Source organism: Wolbachia endosymbiont of Menacanthus eurysternus (genome assembly GCA_029715105.1).
Lineage (GTDB): Bacteria > Pseudomonadota > Alphaproteobacteria > Rickettsiales > Anaplasmataceae > Wolbachia.
The window spans coordinates 239,281-252,713 of sequence record CP085695.1 but is presented as its reverse complement, the minus strand read 5'-3'; the positions used below and the strand labels follow the sequence as shown (position 1 = coordinate 252,713).

General features: G+C 28.0%; 7 protein-coding genes and 1 tRNA gene. 5 read left to right on the top strand and 3 right to left on the bottom strand.

Translation table 11 applies throughout. The annotated features are described in order from the left end of the window. Positions 1-809 precede the first annotated feature (809 nt). Positions 810-2,612, bottom strand: a complete 1,803-nt coding sequence (aspS, locus tag LJI21_01000) for an aspartate--tRNA ligase (protein WFW29877.1) — start codon at positions 2,610-2,612, stop codon at positions 810-812. Positions 2,613-3,180: 568 nt separating this feature from the next. On the opposite strand from aspS, the gene ccmA reads away from it, so the two are divergent. The 3 genes from ccmA to LJI21_00985 all read left to right on the top strand — a co-directional run bounded on the left by ccmA (position 3,181) and on the right by LJI21_00985 (position 7,668). Continuing rightward, a complete protein-coding gene (gene ccmA, locus LJI21_00995; GenBank protein ID WFW29876.1) occupies positions 3,181-3,798 on the top strand; it encodes a heme ABC exporter ATP-binding protein CcmA in 618 nt (205 codons plus the stop codon). Positions 3,799-4,335: 537 nt separating this feature from the next. Then, positions 4,336-5,541 carry a ribonuclease D gene (locus LJI21_00990; GenBank protein WFW29999.1) on the top strand — a complete coding sequence of 402 codons (1,206 nt, stop codon included), beginning with the start codon at positions 4,336-4,338 and terminating at the stop codon, positions 5,539-5,541. A gap of 720 nt (positions 5,542-6,261) precedes the next feature. Beyond that, a complete protein-coding gene (locus LJI21_00985; protein WFW29875.1) occupies positions 6,262-7,668 on the top strand; it encodes a nitronate monooxygenase in 1,407 nt (468 codons plus the stop codon). A 1,140-nt stretch (positions 7,669-8,808) separates the two neighbouring features. On the opposite strand, the gene ffh is transcribed toward LJI21_00985, so the two are convergent. Continuing rightward, positions 8,809-10,152 carry a signal recognition particle protein gene (gene ffh / locus LJI21_00980; protein WFW29874.1) on the bottom strand — a complete coding sequence of 448 codons (1,344 nt, stop codon included), beginning with the start codon at positions 10,150-10,152 and terminating at the stop codon, positions 8,809-8,811. Then, positions 10,137-11,723 (bottom strand): cation:proton antiporter, encoded by a 1,587-nt coding sequence (locus LJI21_00975; GenBank protein WFW29873.1) that lies wholly within the window; start codon positions 11,721-11,723, stop codon positions 10,137-10,139. The genes ffh and LJI21_00975 overlap by 16 nt, the downstream gene beginning before the upstream one ends. A gap of 325 nt (positions 11,724-12,048) precedes the next feature. Between LJI21_00975 and LJI21_00970 the strand changes: the two genes are divergently transcribed. Further along, a tRNA-Arg gene (locus LJI21_00970) sits at positions 12,049-12,123 on the top strand. Positions 12,124-12,247: 124 nt separating this feature from the next. Next, positions 12,248-13,363: a molecular chaperone DnaJ gene (dnaJ, locus tag LJI21_00965; GenBank protein ID WFW29872.1), complete on the top strand. Its 1,116-nt coding sequence runs from the start codon at positions 12,248-12,250 to the stop codon at positions 13,361-13,363. Positions 13,364-13,433 lie beyond the last annotated feature (70 nt).

Genomic DNA, 13,433 nt, shown 5'->3' with positions numbered 1-13,433 from the left:
ACTCCTAAAAGGATAAGTTCTTTCAAAGACATATTATAAAATGTAATCACAATAAATAATTGTGTTCTATGCAAAAATACCAAGTCCTACTGCTAAAGCAATTATCTCTTTATAATCTCTCAGTAGCTTTAAATGAAGAATCAAACAAATTTTTATTTTGAAGATTATAAATTTCTTTCTTATACACTAAAAATTCTCTTTTGTTAACTTCGTAAAAACCTATCACATCTCATGATAAAACAAAAATAAAGACAGTCTCTACCCCAAATTTCATAATTCTTTCTATAAATTTCTTACAAATAACTTTCATTATAAAATACACAATAGAACCAAGAGCACCACTAAAAACTTTCATGACTCCTCAGAAACTAAATCTCTTTTATTAATTAATGCTCTACTTAAAAAGATAAACTAACACTAGTTTCCCCGCCAGGCTATACCTTGCTGTACTATTTTCTACACATAATAAAAGTAGGTAAGGAGAAAATATTCCAATTTCCTTAAAACCTGGTACAACTGCAATTGTAGTAGATGCTATCGAAGCTATAAAAATTAATAAAATTTATTACCATACTATTCTAGTATAATCAAAAATAATTGCACCAACAGTCTAAATCCAAACTCAATTGCAAAACTACCAAAAAATTTAATCGTATTTAAATGAGAGCTTTTAAAAAGAAAACATGCCCATTATATAAGCTAAAACTTCGAACAAAGTTAACTCGTACCTATATTACAAATTATACAAACACTATAGCTTTTTGAACATTATTCATATCAATTTAAAATACAACCGATAATATATAAAATTAATGACTTACTTGTAAAGATAACTCACATAAATGTTTATTATCTACTTCAGAAGGAGCATCAACTAAAAGATCTCTACCTTGCTGATTCATAGAGAAACATACTACCTCACGAATATTTGGTTCATCAGCAAGTAACATTACTATTCTATCAATTCCTGGCGCTATTCCACCATGAGGTGGCACCCCAAATCTAAACGCGCGTACAAGTGCGCCAAACTTTTTGTCAACTTCTTCTTTGCTATAACCTGCAATAGCAAAGGCTTTATACATGATATTTAATTTATTATTACGTATTGCTCCACTCGATAATTCTACTCCGTTGCAAACAAGATCATATTGATAGGCAAGAATATCCAAGGGATTTTTTACTTCTAAATCCTTTAAGCCACCATGAGGCATAGAGAATGGATTATGAAAAAAATCAATTTTCTTACTTTCATTATTAAAAACAAAATAAGGAAAATCAACAACCCAACAAAATTTAAAAACATTATCGTCTATTAGGCCCAACTCTGATCCTAAAAGAGTTCGCATTTTACCAGCAATTATCGCTGCTTCATTTTCTGTGTCAGAAATAAAAAACACACTATCTCCAGGTTCTACATTCATCACTCCCTTTATACGATTCAATCTATTATTATCAAGGAACTTAACAAATGATCCTTTTACAGAATTATTTTTATCAAACGTTATATATCCAAGACCTCTCGCGCCAAATTCACTCTGTGCTCGTTCTACCTTCTCGCGAAAAAAACTACGCGATTCCTCTGATGTTTTAGGAGCAGGAATAGCTCTCACCACCATATCTTTCTCAATATTTTTTTCAAAAACATCAAATCCAGAACCACGAAAAATCTCAGTAACATCACTAATTAATAAAGGATTACGCAAATCTGGTTTATCAGATCCATACTTAAGTATAGCTTCTTTATACGTAATGCGCGAAAAATTTTTGTCAACAAATTTATGAGAAAATTTCTCAAATACTTTATATAAAACAGATTCAATAACATTAAATATATCATCTTGAGTTACAAAAGACATTTCAAGATCTAATTGATAAAACTCTCCAGGAGAACGATCAGCTCTCGCATCTTCGTCACGAAAACATGGTGCAACCTGAAAATACTTATCAAATCCTGAAATCATAAGCAATTGTTTAAAAATCTGTGGAGCTTGTGGTAACGCATAAAATTTACCAGGATTTAACCTACTAGGTACTAGATAATCACGAGCTCCCTCAGGGGAAGAAGCAGTAAGTATTGGAGTTTGAATTTCGAGAAATCCATGCTTTATCATAAGCTTACGTAACTCTGCAATAACTTGTGAGCGTAAAATAATATTACTGAGTACTTTTCTACGTCTTAAATCAAGAAAACGATATTTAAATCTCATATTTTCTGGATATTCTTGTTCAATAGCAATACTTGCCAACATACTTTTTTCTTCTTTTGCTATTTCCTCATCTTGATGAAATTCAACTTTTGATTGAATATATAAATCATTAACTATAACCTCTATCTCTCCTGTTGAAATAGATCTATTTATAGTAGCTTCAGTTCTAGTTTCAACTATTCCGGTAACAGTAATTACACTTTCTGAGTTTAAACTTGATATCTCACTAAAAAAATCCTTATCCTTACGAAATACCAACTGAGTAATTCCATAAAAATCTCTTAAATCAACAAAAATGAGACTACCATGATCTCGTTTACGGTATATCCATCCAGATAAAATAACTTCTTTCTTTATATCTCTTTTTCTTAATTCATTACATGTATGAGTTTTATAACAGTTCATATTTTATACTAATTTATAACCCTATAGAAAAATAAAAATTTATCAACATAATGTAGATTAAAATTAATATACATTAATTATTACCTACATGGTTTCTCATATGTGTTGTATAAAATCTTACAAATTCCCACGATTATGACCACAAAGAACAATTTCTTGAAACTTTTGAACAAAACACCCCGTTTCCAATTAGAAACGGGATCTCCATAACTCATATCATATTTATTATATAAATAATATATTCTTCTCTTTCAAGAAAGAAATTTCAAGTAGAACATTTTCTTTACTTTAAAAAAAGAATTTAACAAATTAAACCAAGAAAATAAACAAAAAGTAGTTAACAAACAATAAGAAAGTATATTATCGCATAACAACAAAATGCACAGATTTAACAGTAGAAATATATAAGTAATTCGTATTGCATAAGAAGACAATATAACAATATAATTAATAAATCTAATACAGTGTGTTTACTCAATTATCAGCTAATAAGAAAAATAATAATGAAAAGAAATTTTAGAATTCATTACGAACACAGTTTAGTTAATAAAAACGAAAACAATAAATTATGATCGAATGTAAAAATTTATCCTGTGCACGCAATAATAAAGTTTTGTTTAAGAATCTCAATTTTCATGCTAAGCCTAAATCTAAAATATTGATCACTGGTCCAAATGGTAGCGGTAAAACTACCTTAATTAAAAGTTTATCTGTACTGCTTCCACCGATAACAGGTAATATAAAATATTGTGGAAAAGATATATACGATAATCCAAAGCACTATATACAATCTATGATTTATATAGGACACAAAAATGCATATAAAAATAGGCTTACTGTTGCTGAAAATATAGAATTTTGGGCAGAAATAAGAAATACCAAAGAATTAATCATGGCATCTGTTTATTGTTTACAATTACAACCAGTACTCAATATTAGATATAATGAACTTTCTGCTGGATGGAAAAGAAGAGCTGCACTTGCTCGTCTTTTAATTTCTAATGCGAATATTTGGTTAATAGATGAACCATTTTGTAATCTTGATGATGCAACTCGCAAATTAGTATTGAATTTAATTTCAATACGCTATAAACAAAATGGAATAATAATCATTACAGAACACAACCCCTATGCAAAGGAATTATATGATTTCACTGTTATTGATCTTACACTTTTTAACAACTGAATTCTACTAATACTATGCAGAAAATCATTTAACACTATTTTATAATCCCTTCACAATTTATTTGTAAAATTACAAAAATAGTAGGTTATTACAAATACTTCTTCTTTCTATGTTAATATCACATTCTCTATTTAAATTAATGTTATAATTACTTATCTCATAATTCATAAAACTTTAAAAAGCTTATATTCACATAAACCGAGAGTTAATGAATTTAATCTAGAATATCACATATAAATATAAAATTAATTTCCAGATCAATTATCTTTGTTCTATCGTTTATATTTTATTCAATTAAAAATCATATTAATATTTATTCATTTCCAAAATGAGGTAAATTTCACCCCTATTGAAAATAATTGATACCTTCCTCGTTATTTCTTCTTATAAAAATTTTTAAACCTATTATACAAATTTTCAAATTCTATATTGCCATTTATAAAAGACACAGTAAAGTGTAGTAGGGGTTTTATAAAACATTATCTAAGTTTAATTAAAACTTAAAATTTTAAAAGTATGACTACTGATAAAGTATATATGTTAATTAATACAACATCAGATTTAGAAAATATATTCGAAGAACTAATAGCAGAAAAACCGAAATATATAGCAATTGACACGGAATTTCTTAGAAATAATTTAACTTATTACCCAAAACTATCATTAATTCAAATTTCTTATGAAAGAAAAAATTTTATTATAGACGCGCTAGTACCAGAAATTGATTTATCTCTCATTAAAAGAATAATCCTAAATCAAGAAATAACCAAAGTATTTCATAGCTGTAGACAAGATATCGAATCTTTATTTACAGTATTCAAATGCATCCCAACTCCTATTTTTGATACTCAAATTGCTGCTATGTTTTGTCATTACTATCATGACTTTGTTGGTTATTCAAAAATAGTAGAACAATATCAAGGAATAGTGTTAAATAAAATTAAAGCTAAAAATTCAAATTGGTTAAAACGCCCACTTTCTGAAGATCAATTAGATTATGCAATAAGCGATGTAGTTTATTTATATGATTTGCACCAAATATTGTATAATAAACTTGAAGAAAAAAATAGAATAGATTGGTTTCAAGAAGAAATGGAAGCAACTGTTGATATAAATCAATATACCCGTAGTCCAAAAGATGCATGGAAGAGAATTAAATTTGATTACAAATCAAATCCAAAACTTATGTTAACTATCAAAGCAGTTAGTGAATGGCAAGAAATTATAGCGCAACGCTATAATGTAAATCGTAGTAAAATAATTGATAATGCTGTAATAACTAAATTTATTGAAAATAATATTGAATGTGTTGACGAAATTTTAGAGGATCTTAGAAAGAATACAAAAAATATAAAAGAAGAAGATCTATTAGAATTTATAGACATCTTCAACGAAAATGAAAAAGACCTTACGCAGCACAATAACAACAGCATCATACTAAACAGTTATGATAAGTCTGTACTTGATATTCTTTTAATCATACTAGAAAACGAATGTAAAAAAAATTGTATATCAAAAAAATTAGTTTCATCAAAAGATGAGTTAGCTGAATCAATATCAAGAAAAACAAATAAACTATTCAAGGGGTGGAGATATGATTTTTTTGGGAAATCAATTGAATCATTCCTAAATGAAAGCTTAAACATTGAAATTTCAGTAATGAAATCTACAAATAATATTATTAATATTCAAAGCAATTTAGTTATTACGAACCCTAAATCAAAACCGAATGCTAGAAACTAAAATGAAAATTTACAATAATCATATCTAATCAACAATAATCAAACAGGAGGGTAATCAAATAATTATGACCCCCATTAACGCTAAAAGATTCTATGCGAAACAAATTCTAAATTACCAAAGATAATGTTTTCTTGTTTACTACTTTTACATTAACCTTCACTGTATTATCTCTACACACAGAATATTGTTTTATAATAAAAACATAAATTAAAACGGTAAATATCGAACTGACCCCTCCTCTATCTGGGAGAGCAACATCTAAAAATCAAAAGCCTTCTCAATAAAGTATATCACAAGATAAGGAATTAAAGATTAAATCAAGATTCCTTTAAAAACTTAAACAACTTAAATTTTAACAATACTTAATTAGTACTATATTTACCAATTATTTACCATTTATCTCCAGAAAAATTTCTTTATCTAAAATAATAGATATACATTATTCCGATTAATCTTAAATTAGCACTTATCAAATAAACCTTTAAAAAAATTTTTATAAAATTCTTCCTACTTAATATAAATTTTGTTAATAATCCTTATAAACTTTAAATACAAATAAAATATATAACTTATTATTCTATCTTAGTAATAAAAACTAAAATATTTTCTTATCATTTATTAATACACAAATTCATATAAAACTTCTATTCTAAAAGAAATAAATATGACTACTATTTTTTTAATAATTAAGTAAAATAGAAAAAAGATCATGAGGAAACTTTGAAAAATAAAATAAAAAAAATAATGATCTCAGGAAAAATAGTGTGGCCAATTATTGAAGGCGGTAAGGGAATTGCAATTAGTGATGGAAAATCAAGTGGAGCATTTGCTGCAGCAGATGCTGTAGGCACGTTTTCTGGCGTAAATACTAAACTTATTGATAATAATGGTGAGTTAGTGCCACTGATTTATAAAGGCAAAACTAGAAATGAAAAACATGAAGAACTGATCCGGTATAGTATCAAAGCCGGAATTAGTCAAGCAAAAATAGCGAATGAAGTATCACAAGGCCGTGGAAGAGTGCATATGAACGTACTTTGGGAAATGGGAGCAGCAGAATTTGTACTTCACAGTATATTAGAAAAAGCAAAAGGCTTGATCCATGGTATTACTTGTGGTGCTGGAATGCCATATAAGCTTGGAGAGATTGCAGCCAAACATCAAATTTATTATTACCCTATTATTTCATCAGTACGTGCTTTCAAAGCATTATGGAAACGTGCTTACCGAAAAGTGTCTTCTTTTTTACTTGGCGGAGTAGTGTATGAAGATCCATGGCTTGCTGGGGGACATAATGGTCTTAGTAGCAACGAAGAACCAAAATTTCCTCAAGCTCCATTTAATAGAGTTTCAGAACTTAGATCATTTATGAATGAGATTGGTCTTTCAGAAACTCCAATTATTATGGCAGGCGGAGTATGGCACCTAAAAGATTGGGAATATTGGTTTAATAATCCACAAATTGGACCAATAGTTTTTCAGTTTGGAACTCGTCCACTCTTAACTAAAGAAAGTCCAATCTCTACAGAATGGAAAAAGAAACTACTTACCTCAAAAAAGGGCGATGTATTTTTAAATAAATTTAGTCCTACTGGGTTTTATTCATCTGCAGTAAAAAATAACTTTATACGTGAATTACAGGAGCGAAGTTCACGTCAAGTGAAATTTTCCGAAAGCATAAATAAAGAATTTAATAATGAATTTAAGATAGGTTCTGGAGGTAGAAAAAAAATTTTTTTAACCACAAAAGATAAAGAACTTACAAATATATGGACTAAAGAGGGATACACAGAGGCAATAAAAACTCCAGATAAAACTGTGATTTTTGTAACACCAGACAAGTTTGCGGAAATAAAGCAAGATCAAATCAATTGTATGGGATGTTTAAGTCATTGTCTATTTAGCAATTGGAAAGATCATGGTAATCATTCAACAGGACGAAAGCCAGATCCAAGAAGTTTCTGTATACAGAAAACATTACAAAACATTATTCACAATGGAGACATCGAAAATGAACTTATGTTCTCGGGACACAATGTATATAAATTTAAACAAGATCCATTTTACAACAACGGTCATATACCAACAGTAAAAGAATTAGTAGAAAGGATACTAACTGGACATTAAATAATACAGAATCTTTAAAACTTTTAAATTAGTATTTACATATTATATACTATTCAACTAGACAACATCTCTTAATTAAATTATAAAATCCAACCCTAATAAAGAAAAGAAATTAAACAGTAAAACCTACCATTGTAGCAAGAAAATCCGTAACTTTTTAATAAATTTTATTTACAAGGTCTCAACTTCATTTAAAATTCACAAATAATAATTAGAATTTTATAACTAAATTATATAAACAAGTGGTACTGTGGTACACAGTAGTATATAACCTTTATCCTAGAGATGTATGGATAAAACATATATGAAAAGATAATCTTGTATCTTATAAATTTTGTTATTACCCCCATAAATTATACACGCGTGCTAATATTTTTACAAAAACTGCATAATTTAACCTTTATTAAAAAAATTAATCCATCTACTCCTACTTTGTCTTCGCTACTATTAGTACACAGATTTATAATTCGATATTCACATAATTAAAGCTTTCTTGAAAATTAGTTTCATTTCATCATTTTCTACATAAATAAACAATGCATCATCTCAGAAATAAAAGTCCAACTTCAATATTTATGATTTTATCAACAACTTATCAAAATATCTTTCTGTGGTTACCTACTCATAATATTTGAAAAAAATACTTCTCTCTATTAGAATAGAATTAAAACTTAAAATAAGATTTTACAATAAAATACTAATCACCTTATATAAAAATATAACTTAAAATCTACTGATATCGTAAATTAAATTTTTATATATAACTAAATTAATTCTATAATTTTCAAAAAAAACTAAAAACTAAAAGGAAATATACAAAATAAGTTTGTAAAATTAAAAACTCTTCAAAATTTCAAAGTCATAAAGGAAATTCGAATTATAATAAATCCTAAAATGAAAAAGATGAAGCCATAGAAATAAATAAAACACAATCAAATTCAAAATTTGACAAAATTGCTGTAATTAGATAAGTGGTAATATAGTATTATAAAGGATAAATTATTAACAATATACGAGAAATTGCTTTTATATCAGGTTCAATTCCCCCCACTCTCTGATTTAGAAGGTATACAATAACAATATTCATATTTATAAATACCAAAATAAAGGATAATATAGAAAACTTATAAATAAATCCATTCATTTTCTATTCAATATATCTATTAGATCAGATTCTTTTAATTTACCATGATCAACTTTACTAAATTTATTTACCATCATACTCATTTGAGTATATTGTTTAATTAAAAGATTAACATCCGGTACACCAGTCCCAGAGCCTTTTGCGATCCTAAGCCTCCTCTTACCATTTAAAATAGATGGACATGATCTTTCTTCCTTAGTCATAGAATTTATAATAGCTATGTATTTTCTTACTTTACTATCATCTGGTATTCCGCCACTTAATTTTTTTGTAAACGAACTTGGAATAAACTTCATTATATTACTTATACCATCCATTTTGTTTAAAGTTTTTAGCATTCGAACCAAATCATCTAAATCAAATCTACCTTTTTTTATTTTCTTTTGAAGTTTATTAATTTCTTCTTGACCAACTATTTTGGCTGCTTTTTCAACTAAGGAAACAACATCACCCATATCTAATATTCTCTTTGCTATTCTATCTGAATGAAAATCATCAAGATCACTTAACTTTTCACCACAAGCAATAAACTTAATTGGACAATTGGCTACCATTTTCATAGAGAGTGCAGCACCACCACGTGTATCGCCATCAACACGAGTAAGAATGATACCAGTTACACCTATAATCTCATTAAATGACTTAGCAATATTTACTGCATCTTGTCCAATCATTGCATCTACCACTAAAATAATCTCCGTAGGTAAAGTTATCCTTTTTATCTCTTTTAATTCATTCATCATATTCGTATCAATATGAGATCTACCAGCAGTATCTAATATTAGCACATCATAACTATCGCTCTTTGCTATTTCCATTGCTCTTTTTGTAATTAAAATAGGCTTCTCATTAGGAATTATAGGTAAAGTTTGCACATCTATTTGTTTACCTAGTATCTCAAGCTGTTTTTGTGCAGCAGGTCTATAAATATCTAAAGAGGCAAGCATTACTTTCTTATTGTGCTTTTTTAATCTTAATGCAAGTTTTCCTGAAGTCGTAGTTTTGCCAGAACCTTGTAAACCAACCATAATAATTATGGCAGGAGGCTTGACTGCGAGATTCAATTCACTTTTTTCTGATCCAAGAATTGTAACCAAATTATCCTGAACAATCTTAATTATCATTTGTACAGGAGAAACGCTTTTTATTACCTTCTCTCCTATAACCTTCTCTTTAAGAGAACTAATAAATTTTTTTATAACCTCAAGTGAAACATCAGCCTCAATAAGAGCTATGCGTATTTCACGCATAGCAAAATCAAAGTCATCTTCTGAAATAACCGATTTCTCCATAAGTTTGTTAAATACAGAATTTAAACCATCAGTTAACAATTTAAACATAGCAATATTAGTAATATGTTAATCAAAAAAAGAGAAGAAGCTGACACAAAGCTCACAGAGCTATAGCACAACACATCTTTAAACTTAGAAATATTATTTAAGTATAAATTAATAAGGAAGTTAGTCAAGCTTCGCAGTGCAGTAATAAATGTTGTTTTCAACTTAAAAATCAACTCGCTAAATAACAAAACTACATATGGTATTAAAGCTCTAAAAATCCAATCAACGTCCATTTTGAAATTTATTCTTAGTAAAAATAGATTTCGTAACGAAATAAATAATAAAGTGATACATAGTAATAAAATAAATTGTGAGTAAATATTTTGTATATTATATACAAAATCAAAAATTACAGACTTGTTGTAGATTGGTAAATAGGGATTTCCAATAATTATACATATAAACGTTAAAATAAATATAATTGTTGCGTTCTCTGGAATTTTTAATTTACTACCACTAGTATTAATAGGAAATAAATAATAAAAAAACTTAAGCCCTATACCTAAATAAAGCAATAAACTTAATATTTTATGCAAATTTTCATATATCTTTAGACCTGTACTATCCATTTTAATTCTGACTCCAATATATGATTTACTTATAAATCCAGCAGTACCAGGAAATGCGGCCATTGCAAGTATAGCAACTAAAACACATGCCCCCTCTACCAACATAAACTTATTTACTCTGTTAAAGTTCATTACTTTTGTTCGTAAAATAACCCCATTAATGACAACAATAAATAATACCTGATAAACAATAGAGAAAATTATATTAAAAATAAGCAATGGCAAAGCATCTTCAGAGCGACTAAGCAAACTTCCTGTAATAATTAATATACCCATTTGTCCTACTGCATTATAAGCAAAAAACCTACGAATATTCTGTTCGAAAAAAGCAAATATAATACCATAAATGGCTGTAATAGTACCTAAAAATGCTAATATTTTATCATAATCTTGCCAAAAATTGTAGGTATGTAAAAGCGCTATTAAAAAAGAAATTTTAGTAGTAAATGTAGAAAGATACAATGCACTATGTAATGATGCAGAAGGATATGCATCAACAACCCAAAATGAAAAAGGAAAACAAGCACTATTTATTAATAAACCTATAATGATTATAGGTTCAGAAAATCTATGATTTGCTAATCCCATTATTAATATAACTCCAGCAAAAAAATGTACACAAGCATATCTTACTGGTGGTCCACTATCTTTACTTCCCGCTGCAATAATAAAAAATGAACTAATACTCATTAATTCATAAAATATTACAGCAAATAATATCCTCTTGGAGAGGATTACACATAGTAAGTTTATAGTATAAATAAAAATAAATAACATTTCTGAAAAGCATAAACTTTTTGTTGATAAAATAATTAAGAATGCAATTAATAAAAAAAATATTGTTACAATTCGAAAAGATAAATCGAAATTCAGAATAGGATAATGAGACCAATTCAATACAATATCCAAATTTTCAGGTAACTTGAATATCAAAGCTACTAGTGTAAATAACAGAAACAATAACGAAAACTTATAAAGTTGTACTTCCGATCTACTTAACACGGGTTTATATCATCACTAATAATAACGATACTTTAAACTCTAATACTAATATATAATAAAATTAATTTACAAATAAACATTAAATGTCAAATCAAGTTTTTATTAATTTTTAAAATGACACGGTAATTTTTAAAACACAAAGTTCTTTTTTTTTTTTATAATTGTAGAAATTATCAGCTATATTTAAACATTTATGAATACCGCAATAACTCTTTGAAATAAAAATTGCATAATTCTATACCTATTTTTGTTTAACAAATAAACATTTTAAAGTTTGAATTGGTTGAATCAAACTTTAAAAATTGCTAAAGTTAACTAAATAGATGCACCCTTAGCTCAGTTGGATTAGAGCATTTGACTACGGATCAAAAGGTCGGGCGTTCGAGTCGTTCAGGGTGCATAGAAATATTTTATCTTAGTAAAATAAACACCCTTCTTTATCTTAAATAAGAAATAAACTACACTTGAAATTAATATATAAAGTACCTACCTTTAGTGATGTTGGAACAAATTTATATTTTATAATGAGCACAAAAGATTACTATGGATTACTAGGAGTAAATAAAAACGCCAGTATTGATGAAATAAAAAAAGCATATAAAAAATTAGCCTTAAAATATCATCCAGATAGAAACCCTAACAACAAAGAAGCAGAAGAAAAATTTAAAGAAATAACAGCCGCTTATGAAATTCTTTCCGATCCTGAAAAAAAAGCAAGTTATGACCATTACGGACACGAAAACATTGGAGGTGGTTTTAGTGGATTTGATTTTAGCCAAGCTGCAGGGGATTTTAGCGATATATTCAACGGTTTTTTTGGTAGAGGATTTAGTGGATCAAATATGGGAAAAAAAAGTACAACAAAAATGCCTGGATCAGATTTACGTTACGATCTTGAAATTACCTTGGAAGACGCATTTAACGGGATACGAGCACCTATACATTACGTTACAAATGTAAAATGTAGTACCTGTGATGGTACAGGTAGCGAAGAATCAACCAAACCAGCCCAATGTCATATATGTCACGGAAGTGGTAGAACTAGAACTCAACAGGGTTTTTTCACTATTGAAAGAACATGTTCCACATGTTATGGAGAAGGAGAAATAATACAAAATAAATGCAAAAAATGTAGTGGAAATGGAAGAAAAAGAGATGAAGTAAACATATCGGTTTCAATTCCAAGGGGTATAGAAAAGGGATCTAAAGTAAGAATAAGTGGCAAGGGGGAAGCTGGGATAAGGGGTGGAAAAAGCGGAGATTTATATGTATATATTAAAATTGCTCCACACAAAATTTTCACTCGAGACAAAGCAGATCTGCACTGTAAAATACCCATAAAAATGACTTTAGCAATACTTGGTGGCGAAATTGATGTTCAATTAATTGACGGATTTAAAATAAGAATGAAAATTCCTGAAGGAACTCAAACTGGTACTAAACTGCGCTGTAAAGAAAAAGGTATGCCGTATGTAAATTCAAATATGCGTGGTGATTTATACGTTCAAGTAATAGTTGAGACCTTAAATCCAAAAAATTTAACTCAAAAACAAATTGAACTACTAAAGGCGTTTGAAGAAGAAAAAGCAAATATACAACAAAAACCTGAAGGACTATTTAATAAAATAAAAAAAAAATAGTAAATTTATTTGGTGATATTATAAATAATTAACTACTCTTACATAAAACATACAAGAGGTCTTTCTTTAA

Coding starts and splice junctions, on each gene's coding strand:
- aspS (WFW29877.1), bottom strand. CDS start 2,612: ATGAACTGTTATAAAACTCATACATGTAATGAATTAAGAAAAAGAGAT.
- ccmA (WFW29876.1), top strand. CDS start 3,181: ATGATCGAATGTAAAAATTTATCCTGTGCACGCAATAATAAAGTTTTG.
- LJI21_00990 (WFW29999.1), top strand. CDS start 4,336: ATGTTAATTAATACAACATCAGATTTAGAAAATATATTCGAAGAACTA.
- ffh (WFW29874.1), bottom strand. CDS start 10,152: ATGTTTAAATTGTTAACTGATGGTTTAAATTCTGTATTTAACAAACTT.
- dnaJ (WFW29872.1), top strand. CDS start 12,248: ATGAGCACAAAAGATTACTATGGATTACTAGGAGTAAATAAAAACGCC.